This window comes from Bacillus sp. FSL R5-0286 (genome assembly GCF_038593245.1).
Lineage (GTDB): Bacteria > Bacillota > Bacilli > Bacillales > Bacillaceae > Bacillus > Bacillus altitudinis.
In genome coordinates, this window is record NZ_CP151977.1 from 2053796 (window position 1) to 2072779 (window position 18984).

An 18984-nucleotide genomic window follows, 5' to 3' on the forward strand; every position below is an offset into this window, starting at 1 on the left:
TTTTTATTTATGCAAAAAATAGTGTTCTAATGAGAAAAGAAAACGAAGCTGCCTTTTTTTATGAAAATACCAGTCGGTCAGCTCAATTTGTTTTGGTAAACGCTCTGCTTCAAACAAGGATGGACTCAATTTCTTTTGAAACCAATCTTCCCTTTGATCGTCTAATGAATGTGTCATGACTGGATACACCGTTCTGAGGAAAGGGCTTGACCTTCGCGCAATCCCTAAAAACGGTTCAAAATCAAATCGAGATCCCGTATGCGGCACGGTATGCAAAAAATGATAAAAATCCGAAAACAAATCGGCTCGAAACAATAATTTTGCTAGTTTTTTCCCTAACGTAATGCGCTCTTTTACTTGGGAAAACTTTCGTATGGTTAACCCGTACAAACGCCCGTCTACTGTCGGAAAAACGACGGTTTGAAAATGTGCCCACTCGCTGAAAAGATATTGAATCGAGTGAAAAACATTCTTTTTCAGGAGAGGATTTTGTATAATAGGAGATTGTATAGTATATTGTTCATTTATGATGAGTGCATGCAGCAGTCGCTCTGTGTCACGCGTTTGCCAAAATCGTTCCCACTCAGCGCTCATAAAACGAGACACACCGAAATGGGGCAGCAGATGAAATAAAGGTTTGCGGCACCTTTTTGACCATTCATACACGAGAAGCTGCGGGTAAGCATCTGAAAAGATCAGCCAATTCGCTCTTTCATATGCTGTAAAGAACAGATGCCCTTGCTGATCCGTTAAACCCGGATGAAAAAGCTCGCCTTTTAAATCTGTCATCGACCATCCAGCATTTCTGGAGACAAAAGAAGCAAGCAGAGACCATTTCATCTCTGGATGACGGTCATAAAAGCGCTTGTACGCATTTGTCCTTGTCAGGTTGTCCTTATTTTTCGCTTTCGTTTCATGTAAAATATGCTGGGTAATCATGTGCTCTTGTTGTGACAACATGGTGATCTCTCCAATACAAAATGCATTAAAAGGAGGCTGAAACTTGATGATTCGGTATCCTAACGGAAAATCGTATCAGCCCATTCAACAAATTGGGACAAAAAAAAGAATCAGCGGCGAATCATCTTATAGTAACCGCGGGATGACGCTTGAAGCTGACTTAAATGAAACGAACCAGTACTATTTGGTCAACGGGATCGCAGTCATTCATAAAAAGCCTACCCCTGTTCAAATTGTCAATGTGGATTATCCAAAAAGAAGCGCTGCTGTCATTAAAGAAGCCTATTTTAAACAATCCTCCACAACAGACTACAACGGGGTATACAAAGGGCGTTATATCGATTTTGAAGCAAAGGAAACCAAAAGCACCACCTCGTTTCCGCTCAAAAATTTCCACGACCATCAAATTGAGCATATGAAACAGGTTGAAAAGCAAGGCGGTATTTGTTTTGTTATTATATCCGCATTTGGTTCCGTTTATTATTTGTCCGCTACTGACCTCTTCTTCTTTTGGGAGCGGCAGCAGCAAAACGGCCGAAAATCCATTAGCAAAGATGAATTAATGGAAGCAGGTCACCTCATGACACTTGGATATTCGCCAAGAATTGATTATATTAAAGTAGTGGAGACACTTCATTTTTCGGATGACAGCAAGCAACATTTACGTTCGAAAAAGGTTTAACACGAAAGGTTGAGATGTGATGTCTGATCAATTTACAAGTCGTGAACAGCGACGTAAAGCAAGTCAAGAAAACAATAAGAAGCAAAAGAACAAAAAAGGCAAAAAGAAAGCAGGTCTATTTAAAAAAATATTTTTATCTTTACTCGTGATCGGTCTTCTTTGTTTAGTAGCCGGAATCACAACTTTTGCCGTTTTTGCATCAAGCGCTCCTTCTATTGATGATAGCAAGCTAAAAACGCCGTATTCTTCAAAACTTTACGATAAAGACAAAAAAGTCTTTGCAGAAGTCGGGGCGGAAAAAAGAACGTATGTCTCGATTAAAGATATACCCGACGTGGTAAAAGACGCGTTTATTGCAACTGAAGATGCACGTTTTTATAAACACCACGGGATTGATCCTATCCGTATTGGCGGTGCTCTTGTCGCAAACGTCGAGGACGGTTTTGGAGCAGAAGGTGGAAGTACGATTACACAGCAGGTTGTGAAGAACTCCCTGCTTAACAATCAAAAGACGTTAAAACGTAAAGTACAGGAAGTATGGCTCTCGATTCAGCTTGAGCAAAAATACTCTAAAGATGAAATTTTAGAAATGTATTTAAACCGTATTTTCTTCTCTCCTTATGCTTATGGTGTTGGGAAAGCGGCTGAACAATTTTTCGGAGTGACAGATTTAAATAAACTAACTGTTGCACAGGCTGCCACACTTGCAGGTATGCCGCAAAGTCCATCTGCCTATAACCCAGTGAAACATCCAGAGGCAGCGGAAAAACGCCGTAATATCGTTTTAGGCCTAATGAAAAAACAAGGCTATATTTCAGAGAAAGAGTATGAGGAAGCAAAAGCAACGCCTGTCAGCAAAACAGTTGTTTCAGCTGATAAATATAAGAGTCAAAACTCAAGTAAGTACTCTGCTTATATTGAAGAAGTCATGGAAGAAGTACAGAAAAAAGCCAAAGTAGATGTATCAACAGATGGATTAAAAATCTATACTTCTCTTGATCGAAAAGCTCAGGATCATCTGGATGACATCATCAATGGGGATTCAGCCGGATTTACGAAAGGTATGCAAGCTGGAGTCACCCTGCTGGATACAAAAAATGGTGAAATTCGTGCCATTGGTGGTGGTCGTGATGTGCCAGCCGGCGGCTTTAACTATGCCACTGATGCAAAACGCCAGCCGGGATCTACAATTAAACCAATTTTAGATTACGGTCCTGTAATTGAAAACAAAAAATGGTCAACATATCAGCAAATTGATGATGCGCCTTATACGTACTCTAACGGTACACCAATTAACAACTTTGACAGAAGACACTTAGGGAAAATGTCGATGAGAAGTGCTTTGGCACAATCACGAAACATCCCTGCTTTAAAAGCTTTCCAAGAAGCTGGTACAGATAATGCTGTTCAATTCGCCAATAACTTAGGTTTGGACTTACCTTCTGACATTCCTGAGTCTTACTCAATCGGCGGATTTGACGAAGGTGTCTCTTCTCTTAAAATGGCTGGTGCATTTAGTGCATTCGGTAACAACGGATACTATAATGAACCGCATGCCGTAACGTCTGTTGAATTTAATGACGGAACAAAGCTTGACTTAACGCCAGACTCTAAAGCAGCCATGAGTGATTACACTGCATTTATGATCACAGATATGCTGAAAACTGCTGTACAATCTGGAACAGGTACACTCGCACAAGTACCGAATGTTCAAGTAGCTGGTAAAACAGGTACAACCAACTTTACACAAGATGATATTAATAAATACAACATCCCTTCTGGCGGGGCGAAAGATTCATGGTTTGTCGGTTACACGCCGCAATACACAGCAGCTGTGTGGACCGGAATCGGCAACTCAAAAGATGCAGACGGCAAAATGTGGCTCACGGATTATGAACAACGTGTTGCCAAAGTTGTCTTTCAGAAATTAATTTCTCAAATTGATGATGGAAGCGGCTCATTTGAAAAGCCAGACAGTGTCGTTGAAGCAACGGTTGAAAAAGGATCAGATCCAGCGAAGTTAGCTGGACCAAACACACCAAGTGATAAGAAGACAACGGAATACTTCGTCAAAGGAACTGTCCCAACAAAAGTTTCTGACACATATGAAAAGAAAGAAGCTGACAAACCATCTGACTTAAAAGCGGTGTATGATGAAGAGAAAAAGTCGATTACACTCACTTGGGGTTATGATGACGATGCAGATGCAACATTTAATGTGAAGCAAGCGGTCGATGATGGCGGCTATAAAGACATTCAAAACAGCTCTTCTAAAGAAGCCGTCATCTCTGATGTGAAGCCAGGATCCACCTATAAATTCCAAGTGACAGCGACTGTAGACGATGTCACAAGTAAAGCTGCTTCTACCTTCCTCACCATTAAAGATGACGAAGAAGAGGAAGAAAAAGCAGATGATGAGAACAAAGAAGAAGAAGAGCCACAGCAACCTGATGATGAGCAAACAGATCAAACAGATGATAATCAAAACCAAGGCGGCACTGATGAGCAGAAGCCTGATGATAAAAAAGATCAAGGCGGAAATACCGAAAATGGTGATGGCTCAGACAGTACAAATGGAAACAGCAACTCACAGAGCGATGCCAATAAAGATAAAAAGAAAGACGACGAGAAAGCCAATTCTCAAAGCTCAAATACTCAGTCAAATTCTACTTCTCGCAAAGAAGACGAATAACAAAAAAGCACTTGCCCTATGTGGCAAGTGCTTTTTTAACGATTTTGTTTTAACTTTCTGAGTGCTTCATATTTTCCATACTGCTTTTTGAGCTCTGTGTATAACTCGTCCAATTGAATAAAGCAATGATATTGGGTAGGTTTAAGCAAAATAAACTCTAATCGTTCTGTCCAGTTAATGGGGGCTACTGGAAACGTCTGTTGTTTAATTTCCTCCCAATCAACGGTTTGAAGCTTCTCTCCTTTGATCCAGTAAAACATTGCAATCATACTGACAATGCCTTGCAGCATATCATCCTCTTCACACCGAGATTTTCTCGTTTGAAAGCGAGGAAGCATGTTGTCTTTTAATTCATTCCACAGATCAAACATCAAAGGAACAAATTCTTCCGTTTTCTCCCACGGTTGCTCATCTAGTAAAGGTTCTGAAGATAGATCAAATGCGAGTGGATTGATTCTTAATATATCCTTTTTTTCGCCGCTTATCTCTACCTTTTTCTCTTTTAGCTTTTCGACATATGAGGTGAAAACAGCTGCTCCGCTCATGCCAGCTTCACCAGCCCTTTTTTCAGCCTCTTCTGCCCTTCTCTGCACATATCAAGAAGTGGACAAGATTCACACTGTGGCCGCTGCGCCTTACAGTGATATCTGCCGAAAAAGATGAGACGATGATGGGTCACGGACCAATCCTCTTTTGGCACCTTCTTCATTAAGGTTTGCTCTACCTCAAGAACAGAATCCTTCCAGCGGCAAATCCCAAGTCGTTTGCTGACGCGCTCGACATGTGTATCTACTGCAATGGCGGGAATTCCAAAAGCGACAGACACAACGACATTTGCTGTTTTCCGTCCAACCCCTGGGAGCTTGATTAGCTCATCTCGATCTCTTGGCACTTCACCGCCATAATCTTCAATCAGCATTTGGCTTAATTTTTGAATGTTTTTTGCCTTATTACGATAAAGACCGATCGAACGAATATCCTGCTGCAACTCTTCAAGCGGCACACTTAAATAGTCTTCTGGTGTTTTATATTTTTGAAATAGATGTTTGGTCACTTTGTTCACTAGAACATCTGTACATTGCGCTGAGAGTGCGACAGCAATCACTAGTTCAAATGGATTGGAATGAACAAGCTCACACTCAGCTTCTGGAAACATATCTCCTATAATATCTAAACATTCATTGATTTGTTTTTTTGATAACATGCCTTCTCCTTTATTGGTTATTGTTCCAGCCAATTATAAAAAGGAACTTGTCTTTTATATGAAGATGTTTCTTCTTTTGAAGGTGGGGCTTTTTGCTGCGAACGGAAATGCTGGCTATGCTCTTTCGCTTCTTCCGCTGTTTTCAGCCCTTTCTTTTTCCACTCAAACAATATTCGATCGATATAGCGAAAATTTAATTTTCCTGATAAAACGGCTTCTCTTAGAGCAAGACGAATCATCTCAGCATCATGATGGTCTTGGTCCATCCAGATCGAGAGTGTTTCCCCTTCAAGAGGAGAAAGTGGTCTGCCAAACTCATCTTCAAATAGCGCATATAAAGATTTTTCAGCCTGCACATGATTCTTTTGCAGGTCTTTCGCCTGTTTTGCTTCTAAAAAGTCATACAGCACACCCCATAAGGGTTCTACCGAGTACCGGTCATGCTGAATACCAGACCTGTCTTCAAACGGCTGGATCGAAATAAACCCTTTTTGAATCAAATACTGCACCATATAAGCACATTCTTCGGCCGAAATGGTCATACCATGTGAAAGCTCTTCAAATGTCTGAAAAAAGACGCCTTGTTCTTCATTCATTTTAATCTTTAACATGACCATCATTTGTGATTCATTCAGTCCTAATTGCTCATAATGGGCAATCAGCAAATTAGGCAAACTGGTCGAACCCATTTTCTGCATATCTATAAATTGCTGCCTTTTCATCGGATACACCTCTTCACTTTCAGTATATCACGTTTTCTCATACGTGCTGCCCTTAAGACGTTTGAAAAAGCCTCCATATGTTGGAGGCTTTCACGTCTTAAGGATATAAACGGTTTAATAATCTTGGGAATGGAATTGTTTCACGCACATGCGGCGCTCCGCTAATCCAAGCAACTGTTCGTTCAAGTCCAAGACCAAAACCTGAATGTGGTACAGAACCATACTGTCTTAATTCTGTGTACCATTTGTACGTTTCTTGATCTAACCCATGTTCTTTTAGTCTTGCTTCAAGCAGATCTAAATCATGAACACGTTCAGAACCGCCGATAATCTCTCCATAGCCTTCTGGCGCAATTAAATCTGCACAAAGGACGACATCATCACGGTCTGGTGCAGGCTGCATATAAAATGGTTTTAATGAGGTTGGGTAATGAGTGATAAAGACTGGTTTATCATAGCTTTCGGCGATCGCTGTTTCATGCGGCGCACCGAAGTCATCTCCCCATTCAATGTCATCAAATCCTTTATCCTGCAAAAATTTAATCGCTTCATCATATGTGATGCGCGGGAATGGTGCTTTGATGTTTTCTAATTTTGCTGTATCACGGCCAAGTGTGTGCAGTTCTACTTTACAATTTTCAAGTACACTTTGAACAACGTGAGACACATAATTTTCTTGGTACTCAAGGTTCTCATTAAATTCAACAAATGCCATCTCAGGCTCGATCATCCAGAACTCGATTAAATGACGTTTTGTTTTCGATTTTTCTGCTCTAAATGTTGGACCGAATGAGAATACTTTTCCGAGTGCCATTGCAGCAGCTTCCATGTAAAGCTGTCCACTTTGAGAAAGGTACGCATCTTCATCAAAATATTTAGTAGCAAACAGCTCTGTTGTTCCTTCTGGAGCACTTCCTGTTAAAATTGGCGGATCCACTTTCACGAAGCCTTCTTGATGGAAAAACTCATATGTAGCACGAATAATTTCGTTACGGATTTTCATAATGGCATGCTGTTTTTTAGAACGCAGCCATAAATGACGGTGATCCATTAAGAATTCTGTTCCATGTTCTTTTGGTGTAATTGGGTAATCTGTTGCTTCGTGAATCACTTCAATGGATTTCACTTGTAATTCAAAACCAAGTGGTGAACGTTCGTCTTTTGTTACTTGTCCTGTGACATAGACCGATGTCTCTTGTGTCACTGATTTCGCAAGCTTAAAGACTTCCTCTTCCACCTCTGCTTTTACAACGACTCCTTGAATAAAGCCTGTCCCGTCGCGAAGCTGCAAGAATGCAATTTTCCCGCTTGAACGTTTATTGGCAATCCATGCGCCGATTGTTATTTCTTCATCGACGTGTTTGAACACTTGATTAATAGTTGTTTTCAACATATTTCCCTCCAAAGCCAGAAAGAAACTCACCTTGTTAAATAGGTGTGATTCTTTTTTCATACATTTTATTATAACCGTTCTAAATCAGCATGGTCAACGCAAGACAGAAGAAACTACGGTGTTAAATTTTTTTCCACTCGTCCTGTCGTAAAATCAACATAGCTGAAACTATATTGGTCGTTCTCATTTAAGTACGTTACTTCCCAAAGGAGGACGTCACCTTCTCGTGCTAATTGAACATTTTTCAGCTTAGAAATGGTGTTCTCCTTTTGAACGGCTTGTACTGCTTGGGTTGAAGTAATGCCTTCTTTTGCTTTTTTAGCAATGACTTTTTCTTTTTTGGTGGCAGGTACCCACACATAGATCGCTTCGTTTTGTTTGTTTTTACCTTCCACAATAAATTGCTTTTCTTTCCCAACAAAGGTATCCACTTGCTCTACTTGTTCTATTGATGCTTGCTTTTTTGCTCGTTCAATCGCTGCCTCATGACCTTCTTCTTTTTGTCCCATGGCAATTTGATAAATCCACGAAAAGCTAATGATGCCAATGAGTAAAACGAGCGCAGCAATGGATGAAATAATCCAAACTATTTTTTTCATGTCAAGCTTCCCCTATGTGCGATATATGGTAAATATCGCTTGATTTTGATCTTCTTGATCTAATGCTAATCCAAACATAAGATCTTCCCTTTTAAGCGTTCTGTTCAGCAAATCGACGATTTTGTATAGGTCTTCTGAATGCTTAATTTGAACAGTTGAAAGTACCTCTATTTTACTTTCCACTTCTAATTCCTCCTCGGTACGTAAATATTGTTAGTCATACTTTTCAATGTGAGAACCGATACTATTTTTACAACGGAACATAAAAAGCCGTTACGATAAATTAACTCCAAACCCACACCAGTGAAAGGCCGCTTATGACAGCGGCTTTTCGTTGTTAAGCTTTTCTATATACGCCTCAAGCGACTCTTTGGACATCTCGTGAACTGGCGCATGATGAAGTGATTCTAAAAATAGTTTTCCATACGAAGCGGTTTTCACTCGGCGGTCTAAAATCAGCAATGTTCCGATGTCTTTTTCCGAGCGCAGCAAGCGGCCTGCTCCTTGCTTAAACGTTAACACAGCTTCCGGGAGAGCGACGGCTTTAAACGGATTCTTCCCCTGTTTTTTTGCCGCTTCGCATTTTGCTTCAATGAGCGGTGAATCGGGCGGGCGGAAAGGAAGCCTTGCCATAATGACGGTCGTTAGCTCTGAGCCAGGAAAATCCACACCTTCCCAGAAACTCCCTGTTCCTAGCAAGATGGCCTGCTTAGCCAATTTGAACATTTTCGTCAATTTTACAGGGCTCCCGCCTGTCAAACCTTGAGCAAACAATGCCGATTGCATACCTTCTGATTTCAGCTCTTCATACACTGCTTTTAACATCTCATGTGAATTAAATAATACCAATATTTTCGCTTGATCCTGCTTTTCCATGATCTTAATATAATTTGCAGCTTGCTTCACATATTCGCGTTCATCACGGTTTGTGATCGGCGGCATGTCAGCCGGTACAACGACCTTAAGCTGTTTTTCAAGTTCAAAAGGTGAATCAATTTGGACAAGGTGTGGGTAAAAATCTTGCAGGCCAAATCGTTCCAAGCAATAATCAAAGCGTTGATTGATGGTAAGCGTCCCTGATGTGAGGACAACGCTTTTTTTGTTCATGAAGAACCGATCAGCTAGCAACTCCCCTGTATCTAGCGGCTGCGCGTGCATAAAGACAGCATTCTTGGCACCCTTTGCATCAATCTCAATCCAAACGGTTTCATCATTGTTTGGTTCAAAGATAAACCGGTACAGCGTACTGCAGAATGTCTGCATAAATGACATCACTTGATCGTATTCTTCTGCTTCAAATGCAAACTGCTCTATGAACTGATCACTTTTGTGAAGCAACTCATTTTTTTGCTGCTCATACAGTTTCTCACAAGCAATCAATAACGAACAAAGCTTACTCGCTGATTCTTTAATTCGGACCCACTGAGCATGTTTTGAATGATGACGGACTCTATGAATGAGACGATTGATGTCCGCTTTTGGTTTTGTCCTTTTGACAAAAGAATGTACGGTACTAAAAAATGCGTCACTTTCCATCTGAAGCTGCTGAAGATACTCGTCCATTTCAATAAAGGTGTCAGTTGATAAACCTGCCCCATGAAATCTCTTTTTCAATTTCTTAAGCAGCCCGCCATGCAAAGAGCCAAGCTGCGTTAATTTCGCATGAAGCTGGAGATAAGACGCACTGTCACCTAGCGTTTCATTGGCTGTTTTTTCAAATTGGTGGGCCTCATCAATCACATAGACATCTGCATGTTGAAAGATAGAAGCTCCTTCCGTTTGAGATAAAAGCAGACGATGATTCGTCAAAATTAAATCAGCGGTTTGAGCCTTTCGTTTAGCCCGTTCATAAAAACAATGTTCTTTAAAACGGCGTTTTTTCGATGTAAATGGCATGTGCACACAAGAGATACGGTCTTTTATATTTGCAGCTCCTGACGGTAAATTCAGTTCAGACAAATCACCTGTTTCAGTGACAAGAAGCCACATTAAAATTTGCGCTTTTGTTAAGACAACATCATAGTTATCATCTTCCTCATGCAGGACATGCTCAAACTTATCTAAACAAATATAATGTGCCCGCCCTTTAAACACACAGGCGGCTGGCTCAAATGGGAGCAATTGCTTGAGTAGCGGAACATCGCGCTGAAGCATTTGCTGCTGCAGTAAAATTGAATATGTACTGATAATGACAGGTTTTCCTGATTTCTTTGCTTCTAAAGCAGCTGGTATAAGATAAGCGAGTGTTTTACCGATTCCTGGCGCCGCTTCAATTAACGCATAAGCTCTTTCATGGAACGCATCTCTTACTTTGTTCATCATCGTGAGCTGGCCTTCTCTTACTTCATAGCCTTCTAATGTTTGAGGAAGCTTTTCTTTTATCTCCTCAAACAGTTGCTCGTCGTCAGCGCCTACTGCATATGTCGATTCAGTGATAGGATTGGTCACATCTTTCACAGCAAAAGATCCTACTTCTACAAGCGAATCATCCTGACTAGAGTGATTGGTTTCAAGCTGCTTAATTAAAAGTCCTATATCACTTAGAAGATAAGAGGATAATCTGCGCAGCTGTTTTAACACATTTGGCGGTGTATTCCTTAATTGATGTAATAAGGTTAAAAATAACATGGCAGTAACTTCCGCATCACTATCCGCCCTGTGCGGGTGGTCATGTGGAAGCATGAGCTCTTCGCTTAATTCAGTTAGCTTATAACCTTCAAGCTCAGGATAAAGAATTCTAGAAATTTCAACCGTATCAATCGCTAGCACATCCAGCTCATTTTTCCCGCATGCTTTTAGTTCATCGTTTAAAAAGTTCAAATCAAAATGAACATTGTGCGCAACAAAATAAGCGCCCTGTATGAGATCATACACCTCTTGGGCAATGTCCTCAAAAAACACCGCGTCATCAACCATGTGCTGCTTAATACCTGTCAGCTGTTCAATAAATCCAGGAATCGTTTTCCCTGGGTTCACATATTTTGAATACCGTTCGACAATTTGTCCATTTTCAATGACCACCGCAGCAATTTGAATGATTTTATCACCTTTTTTTGGTGAATTCCCGGTGGTTTCAATATCAACGACAACAAACCTTTGATCGGTCATAAAATGGACACCTCAATTCCTCGTTCCACTCATAGTGAAACACACTCTGGGCAATATAGCTGAAACAGAACAGCTTCCTTATGATGAAACTGTTCTGTTTCCATGTGAGCGTGCGTTATAAAATCGTTCTCGCAGGCTCTTGCCCAATCATTTGTTCAATTTGATTTTGTTTATTTAACACGACCACTTTAGGTGTGTGCGATTGCGCTTCTTCCTCTGACAACATCCCATAAGCGATAATAATGACTTCATCTCCTGGCTGAACCAATCTTGCTGCCGCACCATTTAAACAAATGACACCGCTCTTTCTTTCTCCAGGGATGATATATGTTTCAAGTCTAGCACCATTGTGATTATTAACAATTTGCACTTTCTCATTTGCCATCATGCCTGCCGCATCAAGCAAATCTTCGTCGATGGTAATACTACCTACATAGTGTAAGTTTGCTTCAGTCACTGTCGCTTTATGAAGTTTCGAGGTCATAAAAGTTCTATACATGTTTTTCACCGCTTTCAGGAACATGGAAAATCACATTATCAATCAGTCTTGCCCGGGAGAACTTCACAGCAATGGCAATGATCACTTGGCCCGTTAAGTGCTGAAGGGGTTCAAGTTCTGGGTAGGAGTAAATGTCAATATAATCGATTTCTCCACTCGTTTGAAGAATCTCCTCTTCCACTAATTGATAAATACGATTTACATCATGTTCACCATTTTCTACAGCTGTCTGTCCTTTTTTTAATGCCCGGTATAAAGCAGGTGCTTCTTGCCTTTCTGTTTCAGACAGATACACGTTCCTTGAACTTTTCGCTAAACCGTCTTCTTCTCGAACAGTAGGAACAGACACAAGGTGAAGATCAAAAAAGAAATCCTTGATCATCGCATCGATAACAGCGACTTGCTGTGCATCCTTTAGACCAAAGTATACATTGGTTGGTGCGACAAGGTGAAACAGCTTTGTCAGCACCGTGACAACGCCGTCGAAGTGTCCTGGGCGTTTCTTCCCGCATAAGACGTCTGTACGCTTTTGGACAGTCATCGTAATCGATGGCTCGTCTTTGTACATTTCCTTCACATCAGGTGTAAATAATATATCTACTCCAGTTTCTTCGGCAAGACGCTGGTCTCTTTTCATATCTCTTGGATAGGATTCAAAGTCTTCATTCGGTCCAAATTGCAATGGATTAACAAAGATGCTCATCACCACAATGTCATTTTGATCTCTTGCTTCTTTTGCAAGCGTAAGATGTCCTTCATGAAGGAAACCCATTGTAGGGACAAATCCAATGGAATGCTGCTTCTTTTGATGCTGCTTGATCATGTCTTTTAGTTCATGAATATGGGAGACAACCTTCATTCCTTGATCCCCCCATATAAACCATCAAGGACTTCTTCTTTCATATGAAAGGTATGAGCATCCTCTGGGAATGTGCGTGCTTTTACTTCTTTTGTATATTGTATGAGCGCTTCTTCTAATACAGCATCGATTTGCACGTATTGTTTCACAAATTTAGGTGTTCTAGACACGCCGTATCCTACTACATCATGGTAAACAAGAACTTGTCCATCTGCTTCAGCCCCTGCCCCAATTCCGATCACAGGAATCTTTAGCATGTCAGTAATCCGTTTTGTCAGCTCACCAGGTACACACTCTAACACAAGAGCGATGGCGCCTGCTTCCTCACATTTCAGACTATCTTCAATCAATTTCTGTGCACTCTCTTTGTCTTTTCCTTGCACTTTATAGCCGCCAAGGACACCGACTGATTGAGGGGTGAGCCCTAAATGGCTTACAACAGGAATACCGCCTCTTGTAAGTGCTTGGATGGATTCAAATACTCCGTCTCCACCTTCAAGCTTTAAGGCATCAGCACCGCTTTCTTGCATAATGCGTGCTGCATTTTTCATCGTTTCTTCTAATGAATAATGATAAGACATAAATGGCATATCCGTCACAACAAATGTGTCTTTTGCGCCTCTTTTGACTGCTTTTGTGTGATGAATCATATCATCCATCGTCACTTGCACTGTGGAATCAAGTCCAAGGACAACCATCCCAAGTGAGTCACCAACTAAGATCATGTCGACTTCCGCTTTTTCCGCTTGCTTTGCAGCTGGATAGTCGTATGCTGTCAGCATCACGATAGGTTCGTTTTGTTCTTTCATTTTGAAAAAATCTAACTTTGTCTTCATTTGTTCCTCCTCATTCTGGAGAGGAGATGGCTTGTCTGATCTCACACGCTTTTATCTCTCATGTGCAGACGAATCATCCCTCTGTCCAAGTCCCTTAGGATCAAGGCAGAAATTTATCGAATTTTTCTTCCTAACAGGTACAGTTCTTTTTCAGATACTGCCCACACGAAGTATATCAAAAATGTGCCGGGTGTTCCACTTAAGTTGACTTGATCTCAATGTCAGCGGAGTAGATGTTTTGGATTCCGCCCTCCGTTTCGAGTAAAAGAACGCCTTCATCATTAATCCCAAGCGCCGTTCCAGCATATTGTCCATTGACGGTGCGTGCGATGATGCGCTTTCCAATGGTCATCGCATACGATTCCCATAATTGTTTGATCGGAGCAAAACCATAAGTCATATATTCATCATACCTTTTTTCAAAGGTGGACATGATGGTTTGAATCAATGCCGCTCTGTCTATCTTTTCACCCAGCTCCATTTGCAAACTCGTCGCAACATCCTTTAATTCTTCAGGAAAATCATTTGCCGTCTGATTCACGTTAATGCCTGGACCAATAATGACTGCGTGAACTTGGTCAGCTTCTGCTTTTAATTCAGTCAAAATACCAACGACCTTTTTTCCGTTTAGCAAAATATCGTTTGGCCATTTGATTGATGGACTGAGACCCGTTTGCTGCGCTATGGCTTCAGCGATGGCGACAGATGCTAAAAGCGTCATTTGCGGCGCTTTGTGCAGCGGTATTTCCGGCCGGAGAATCAAACTCATCCAAATGCCTGTCCCATTTGGTGAATGCCACGTTCTTTGAAGGCGGCCTTTTCCGTTTGTCTGATGATCACTGACAACAAGCGAGCCGTGTGGGGCTCCTTTATTGACGAGGTCATGGGCAATGAGCTGAGTTGAGGCGACTTCTTCTTGAAAGTAAATATGCCTGCCAAACAGCTCTGTTTCCAAACCAAACAGAATTTCGTCTTCACTAATTTTGTCCGGTTTACGAAGCAGCCGGTATCCTTTTCTTCTGACCGCTTCGACCTCATATCCCTCTTTTCGCAAATCCTCTATATGCTTCCATACTGCCGTTCGGGAGCAGCCAAGCTCATCACATATTTGCTGGCTTGAGACAAAATCTTGCTCAGATGCTGTAAATAGTTCAATTAATCGTTTTCTAATCGCTGATCGCACGCTATGAGCCACTCCTCTATGGCTTCTTTTCGGTTTTCAAGCTGGTTTTGCAAAACGGCTTTTTTTACAGAAGAAAGCTCTTCTGCAATCCATTTACCAGCTGGCTTTTGCCGAAAGGCCATTAAATCTTTTCCTGACACTGCAAGGTCTTGAAGCTGTTTAATCGGCAACGCATCATATGAACGTTTCGCCGCCTCCAGCTCATCAAAGAAAATGCGGCGCTCATGTTTGAGTTGCGTGATTTTCATACTAGAAAGCAGGACATGTTCACCAGCTTCAAACATTTTTTCCGCATCCCAGTCACAATCAACATATTTGCTAATGGCAACGGCTTCTTTTAAAAGTTTCGTTGATAACTTCCATTCTTTTAAAAAGGACACCGCCTCCGCCTCATCTAGACCAAGTAAATGGATAAAGGCTCCCCACACCTCATCTAACCCATCCAATAAATAATACGGGAAAGCTTGGAACGTTTCATTCAGTTGATCTTTTTTGAGGCCGGGCAATTCTTCATACAATTTGGTGGAGATGAGCACCTTGATGGCTTGCTCACAGTAGCGGCCTTTTAAAAGTTTTTCCATTTCGATTTTTTTGCGTTCAACAGATATGTTAGCAAGCAGATGTTTATCTTTTTTCATTGCTTCTTCCGTCTCTTTAGAAAGCTCAAACCCGAGCTGGCTTAAAAACCGCACCGCTCTCATCATCCGAAGCGCATCTTCTTGAAAGCGGCATGCAGGATCTCCAACCGTTTGAATTCGTCTTCGCTTCATATCCCGCTTGCCGCCTACATGGTCAATGATGTCACCATGAATATCCATGGCCACTGCATTGATCGTTAAATCTCTTCTTAAAAGATCTTCTTTTAGTGATGAAATAAACGCCACTTCTTTAGGCCGGCGAAAGTCTTCATATTCTGATTCAGTCCGAAACGTAGTGACCTCATAGCTGACTCCGTCAAGTAACACAATAACAGTGCCATGCTCTTTGCCGACATCTACTGTTTTATCAAATAAAGACTCCACCACATCAGGTGTGGCATCTGTCGCAATATCGATATCCCCAATTTCCCTGCCTAAAAGGACATCTCTCACCGCACCGCCGACAAAATAAGCTTGATACCCATGTTCGTGCAGTGTATGTAAAATAGGGATCGCATGTGTGAATGGTTCATTCATCTTCAACATCACCTTCGATCAATTCTAAGTAAAGCTCTTCATACTCTCTCACAATTTTGTCAGAAGAGAAATTGGCTTCAACACTAGACTTGGCTGCCATCGATATTTGCTTATGGAGCGCATTGTCTTTCAGAATAGAGATGGCATGTTTTGCTGCTCCATCTACATCACCAAGCGGAACAAGGAATCCTGTCTCTCCATGTGCAATCACCTCTGGAATTCCTCCAACGTCTGTTCCTATACAAGGTACTCCGCATGCCATTGCTTCAAGTAGTACAAGACCAAAACTCTCTTTCTCAGAAAGCAGCAGCTTCAAATCACTAATCGAATAGAGCTCCTCCACCTTCTCTTGCTTTCCTAAAAATAACACGCGGTCCGTTAATCCAAGCTTTTTCACAAGCTCGCAAACAACCGATTTTTCAGGGCCGTCCCCAATCAGTAGCAGTTTTGCATTCACCTGTTCAGAAATCTGTTTAAACACATGGATTACGTCATACACCCGCTTCACTTTACGGAAATTTGATACATGGATGACGACCTTCTCATCCTGCAGAAGACCATAATGCGTCTTCAGCACTTCGTGATCTTCACGCAAATATACGCGCTCATCGACGAAATTATGGATCGTATCAATTTTTTTATTCGGTTTAATCAGATCGTATGTCTGCGCAGCTAATGAATGTGATACAGCCGTTACGCGGTCAGATGATTCGATCGCAAACCGGATGACTTCCTTTAAAGATGGGTCATAGCCTAAAACCGTAATATCCGTCCCGTGAAGGGTGGTGACGACTTTGACAGACTGTCCAGTCATTTGTTTGGCTAAGAACGCACAGACGGCGTGAGGGACCGCATAATGCGCATGAATAATATCAAGCTTCTCTCGTTTTGCGACTTCTGCGAGTTTACTTGCCAGTGCAAGGTCATAAGGCGGATATTGAAATACAGCATATTGATTGACATCCACCTCATGAAAATAAATATTCGGATACACTTTATTGAGTCTAAACGGAATACTTGAGGTAATGAAATGAACATCGTGCCCTTTTTCAGCTAAACGTTTTCCAAGCTCTGTGGCAATAATGCCCGAACCGCCAACACTCGGATAACAAGTGATTCCGATCTTCAATTTTTTCATAATTACCCCCCAAGTAAGTCATCGTCCATCAAAAGTGGCTTCTTTGTCAAAAACCCTTCTGCAAAAGGTTTATTGACTTCCCTTCCATACATCGACTCTCTCATTTTGACAAAATCGATATAACCATTTACAAGCGGTGTCTCCACTGAACTCTCTGTTTTGACAAATTGGCTTTTATACGCATGTAAGCTATCAATTTTTTGCTTCATCTCGTCTGAAATATCAATCACAAAATCTGGACGATGGTGGCCATTAATCATGTAATAATACATCTGGCTTATTTTATGCGCTGGCTGCTTGTATGAATCTTCAAATTTATGTATACCTGCAGAAAAAGCGGCCTCTTCTACAAGTGAACCCGCATGACCATGATCAGGATGCCGATCTTGGTGGTGCGGGGCAAAAATAAGTCTCGGTTTGTATGTTCGGATGACACCTGCAATTTCTTTCATCGCTTCGTCATTCAGATAAAGTCCTCTATCTGGCAGCGTGAGCTGGATTCGAGTCGTGACGCCTAAAATGGCAGCGGCTGCTCTGGCCTCTTCTTTTCGGCTTTCAACCGTTCCATTTGAAGATAATTCAGCCTGAGTCAAGTCACAAATCCCAACACGTGCCCCTTTTTTTACGTATTTTGCAATCGTTCCACCCATACCGATCTCTACATCATCGCTATGGGCACCGAATGCAAGGATATCAAGTGGTTTCATGCGTTCCTCCGTTTTTTGCTACATCTCGAAAATCAAACGTACCTTTATTTAAATTCCTGACTAAAATTTCAGCAGTCCCCATATTGGTTGCTAATGGGATGGCATACACATCGCAAAGCCGGATGAGTGCAGATACATCCGGTTCATGCGGCTGTGCAGTGAGAGGGTCTCTAAAAAAGAGCACAAGATCCATTGCATTATCAGCAATCATAGCACCGATCTGCTGATCTCCTCCAAGTGGTCCTGATTGGAAACGATGAATGGGCAGCCCAGTCGCTTCTTTCACTCTTAAACCTGTGGTTCCTGTTGCATAAAGTGTATGATCTGCCAAAAGATCTCGATACGCAATGGCGAATTGAATCATATCACTTTTTTTCTTATCGTGAGCGATTAAAGCAATGTTCATCAGGGGTCCACTCCTTATTAGTCGATAATATTTTCTAAGCCATAAACGAGTTGATCAATATGCATCACCTGTTCAACAGAAAGCTTCACACCTGACATAAAGGATGCACGGTTATAAGAATCATGACGGATCGTGAGCGTCTGCCCGTCCATTCCAAACAGCACTTCTTGATGAGCAATCATGCCTGGAAGCCTTACGCTGTGAAGGCGGATGCCATCATAATCTGCTCCTCGTGCACCTTCGATTAGTTCTTTTTCTTCAGGGTGCCCCTGCTTTTTGCTTTCTCTTACTTCAGCAATCATTTCAGCCGTTTTTAGTCCTGTACCGCTCGGAGCGTCCAATTTTTTATCATGATGAAGCTCAATGATTTCAACATCAGGAAAATAATTTGCTGCCATTTTGGCAAACTTCATCATTAAAACAGCACCAACAGCAAAGTTAGGCGCAATAATACAGCCTATCCCTTTTTCTTCTGTTAATTGCTGAAGTTCTTTTAGGTCGTCTTCTGAAAAACCTGTTGTGCCTACGACTGGACGTACGCCATGTTCAAGGGCTTTTTTTGTATGTACTTTCCCGATTTCTGGGGTCGTCAAATCAATTAATACATCCGGTGCTGTTTCTGAAAGACACACGTCAATATCCGTATAAATGGGCGCATCAGATGTTGTAAGAAGCACATCTGATAACTTTTTCCCCTCATGTGTGTGATCAAGTGCTGCTACTAGTTCAAAATGGCTTGTTTCTTCTGCCAGCTTGACAGCCTCTATCCCCATTCTTCCTCTTGCTCCAGCGATTACAACTTTGATGGTTTGATTCGTCAT

At 41.6% G+C, this 18984-nt stretch carries 19 protein-coding genes; 2 read left to right on the top strand and 17 right to left on the bottom strand.

What is annotated here, in order from left to right; genetic code table 11:
• Nucleotides 1–3: 3 nt before the first annotated feature.
• On the bottom strand, nucleotides 4–960 hold the full coding sequence (locus NST24_RS10415; RefSeq protein ID WP_342461747.1) for a DUF2515 domain-containing protein: 957 nt from the start codon (nucleotides 958–960) through the stop codon (nucleotides 4–6).
• Nucleotides 961–1006: 46 nt separating this feature from the next.
• On the opposite strand from NST24_RS10415, the gene recU reads away from it, so the two are divergent.
• A complete protein-coding gene (gene recU / locus NST24_RS10420) occupies nucleotides 1007–1642 on the top strand; it encodes a Holliday junction resolvase RecU (RefSeq protein WP_017359733.1) in 636 nt (211 codons plus the stop codon).
• 19 nt (nucleotides 1643–1661) lie between these two features.
• The gene (locus NST24_RS10425; RefSeq protein WP_035702944.1) at nucleotides 1662–4334 is read left to right on the top strand and encodes a PBP1A family penicillin-binding protein; all 2673 of its coding nucleotides are present in this window, start codon (nucleotides 1662–1664) and stop codon (nucleotides 4332–4334) included.
• Nucleotides 4335–4369: 35 nt separating this feature from the next.
• Here NST24_RS10425 and NST24_RS10430 read toward each other — a convergent pair whose 3' ends face one another.
• The 16 genes from NST24_RS10430 to dapB all read right to left on the bottom strand — a co-directional run bounded on the left by NST24_RS10430 (nucleotide 4370) and on the right by dapB (nucleotide 18984).
• Nucleotides 4370–4879, bottom strand: a complete 510-nt coding sequence (locus NST24_RS10430; protein WP_342461748.1) for a YpoC family protein — start codon at nucleotides 4877–4879, stop codon at nucleotides 4370–4372.
• Nucleotides 4876–5538, bottom strand: coding sequence for an endonuclease III (gene nth / locus NST24_RS10435; RefSeq protein WP_008344602.1), 663 nt, complete (start codon nucleotides 5536–5538; stop codon nucleotides 4876–4878). Before nth ends, NST24_RS10430 begins: the two co-directional genes overlap by 4 nt.
• 17 nt (nucleotides 5539–5555) lie before the next feature.
• Nucleotides 5556–6260: a DnaD domain-containing protein gene (locus tag NST24_RS10440; protein WP_007500879.1), complete on the bottom strand. Its 705-nt coding sequence runs from the start codon at nucleotides 6258–6260 to the stop codon at nucleotides 5556–5558.
• 97 nt (nucleotides 6261–6357) lie between these two features.
• Nucleotides 6358–7650, bottom strand: coding sequence for an asparagine--tRNA ligase (gene asnS, locus NST24_RS10445; RefSeq protein ID WP_342461749.1), 1293 nt, complete (start codon nucleotides 7648–7650; stop codon nucleotides 6358–6360).
• 116 nt (nucleotides 7651–7766) lie between these two features.
• Complete coding sequence (tseB, locus tag NST24_RS10450) at nucleotides 7767–8252, bottom strand: cell wall elongation/penicillin-binding protein regulator TseB (RefSeq protein ID WP_342461750.1); 486 nt, start codon at nucleotides 8250–8252, stop codon at nucleotides 7767–7769.
• Nucleotides 8253–8264: 12 nt separating this feature from the next.
• On the bottom strand, nucleotides 8265–8435 hold the full coding sequence (locus NST24_RS10455) for a YpmA family protein (RefSeq protein ID WP_008344594.1): 171 nt from the start codon (nucleotides 8433–8435) through the stop codon (nucleotides 8265–8267).
• A 132-nt stretch (nucleotides 8436–8567) separates the two neighbouring features.
• Entirely contained in the window at nucleotides 8568–11360 is a 2793-nt protein-coding gene (dinG, locus tag NST24_RS10460) for an ATP-dependent DNA helicase DinG (RefSeq protein ID WP_342461751.1), read from the bottom strand.
• 115 nt (nucleotides 11361–11475) lie between these two features.
• A complete protein-coding gene (panD, locus tag NST24_RS10465) occupies nucleotides 11476–11859 on the bottom strand; it encodes an aspartate 1-decarboxylase (protein ID WP_058336709.1) in 384 nt (127 codons plus the stop codon).
• The gene (gene panC, locus NST24_RS10470; protein WP_342461752.1) at nucleotides 11852–12718 is read right to left on the bottom strand and encodes a pantoate--beta-alanine ligase; all 867 of its coding nucleotides are present in this window, start codon (nucleotides 12716–12718) and stop codon (nucleotides 11852–11854) included. The genes panD and panC overlap by 8 nt, the downstream gene beginning before the upstream one ends.
• Nucleotides 12715–13554: a 3-methyl-2-oxobutanoate hydroxymethyltransferase gene (panB, locus tag NST24_RS10475; protein ID WP_342461753.1), complete on the bottom strand. Its 840-nt coding sequence runs from the start codon at nucleotides 13552–13554 to the stop codon at nucleotides 12715–12717. The genes panC and panB overlap by 4 nt, the downstream gene beginning before the upstream one ends.
• Nucleotides 13555–13753: 199 nt before the next feature.
• The gene (locus NST24_RS10480; RefSeq protein ID WP_159145777.1) at nucleotides 13754–14737 is read right to left on the bottom strand and encodes a biotin--[acetyl-CoA-carboxylase] ligase; all 984 of its coding nucleotides are present in this window, start codon (nucleotides 14735–14737) and stop codon (nucleotides 13754–13756) included.
• Nucleotides 14710–15912 (bottom strand): CCA tRNA nucleotidyltransferase, encoded by a 1203-nt coding sequence (locus NST24_RS10485; protein WP_047945931.1) that lies wholly within the window; start codon nucleotides 15910–15912, stop codon nucleotides 14710–14712. The genes NST24_RS10480 and NST24_RS10485 overlap by 28 nt, the downstream gene beginning before the upstream one ends.
• Nucleotides 15905–17050 (bottom strand): N-acetyl-alpha-D-glucosaminyl L-malate synthase BshA, encoded by a 1146-nt coding sequence (gene bshA, locus NST24_RS10490; RefSeq protein WP_135009193.1) that lies wholly within the window; start codon nucleotides 17048–17050, stop codon nucleotides 15905–15907. Before bshA ends, NST24_RS10485 begins: the two co-directional genes overlap by 8 nt.
• Before the next feature lie 2 nt (nucleotides 17051–17052).
• Nucleotides 17053–17757, bottom strand: a complete 705-nt coding sequence (gene bshB1 / locus NST24_RS10495) for a bacillithiol biosynthesis deacetylase BshB1 (protein WP_024718519.1) — start codon at nucleotides 17755–17757, stop codon at nucleotides 17053–17055.
• On the bottom strand, nucleotides 17744–18163 hold the full coding sequence (mgsA, locus tag NST24_RS10500; protein WP_035702930.1) for a methylglyoxal synthase: 420 nt from the start codon (nucleotides 18161–18163) through the stop codon (nucleotides 17744–17746). The genes bshB1 and mgsA overlap by 14 nt, the downstream gene beginning before the upstream one ends.
• Nucleotides 18164–18180: 17 nt before the next feature.
• Nucleotides 18181–18984, bottom strand: coding sequence for a 4-hydroxy-tetrahydrodipicolinate reductase (gene dapB / locus NST24_RS10505; RefSeq protein WP_058336705.1), 804 nt, complete (start codon nucleotides 18982–18984; stop codon nucleotides 18181–18183).

Coding starts and splice junctions, on each gene's coding strand:
- NST24_RS10415 (WP_342461747.1), bottom strand. CDS start 960: ATGTTGTCACAACAAGAGCACATGATTACCCAGCATATTTTACATGAA.
- recU (WP_017359733.1), top strand. CDS start 1,007: ATGATTCGGTATCCTAACGGAAAATCGTATCAGCCCATTCAACAAATT.
- NST24_RS10425 (WP_035702944.1), top strand. CDS start 1,662: ATGTCTGATCAATTTACAAGTCGTGAACAGCGACGTAAAGCAAGTCAA.
- NST24_RS10430 (WP_342461748.1), bottom strand. CDS start 4,879: ATGAGCGGAGCAGCTGTTTTCACCTCATATGTCGAAAAGCTAAAAGAG.
- nth (WP_008344602.1), bottom strand. CDS start 5,538: ATGTTATCAAAAAAACAAATCAATGAATGTTTAGATATTATAGGAGAT.
- NST24_RS10440 (WP_007500879.1), bottom strand. CDS start 6,260: ATGAAAAGGCAGCAATTTATAGATATGCAGAAAATGGGTTCGACCAGT.
- tseB (WP_342461750.1), bottom strand. CDS start 8,252: ATGAAAAAAATAGTTTGGATTATTTCATCCATTGCTGCGCTCGTTTTA.
- dinG (WP_342461751.1), bottom strand. CDS start 11,360: ATGACCGATCAAAGGTTTGTTGTCGTTGATATTGAAACCACCGGGAAT.
- panD (WP_058336709.1), bottom strand. CDS start 11,859: ATGTATAGAACTTTTATGACCTCGAAACTTCATAAAGCGACAGTGACT.
- panC (WP_342461752.1), bottom strand. CDS start 12,718: ATGAAGGTTGTCTCCCATATTCATGAACTAAAAGACATGATCAAGCAG.
- panB (WP_342461753.1), bottom strand. CDS start 13,554: ATGAAGACAAAGTTAGATTTTTTCAAAATGAAAGAACAAAACGAACCT.
- NST24_RS10485 (WP_047945931.1), bottom strand. CDS start 15,912: ATGAATGAACCATTCACACATGCGATCCCTATTTTACATACACTGCAC.
- bshA (WP_135009193.1), bottom strand. CDS start 17,050: ATGAAAAAATTGAAGATCGGAATCACTTGTTATCCGAGTGTTGGCGGT.
- bshB1 (WP_024718519.1), bottom strand. CDS start 17,757: ATGAAACCACTTGATATCCTTGCATTCGGTGCCCATAGCGATGATGTA.
- mgsA (WP_035702930.1), bottom strand. CDS start 18,163: ATGAACATTGCTTTAATCGCTCACGATAAGAAAAAAAGTGATATGATT.
- dapB (WP_058336705.1), bottom strand. CDS start 18,984: ATGACGAATCAAACCATCAAAGTTGTAATCGCTGGAGCAAGAGGAAGA.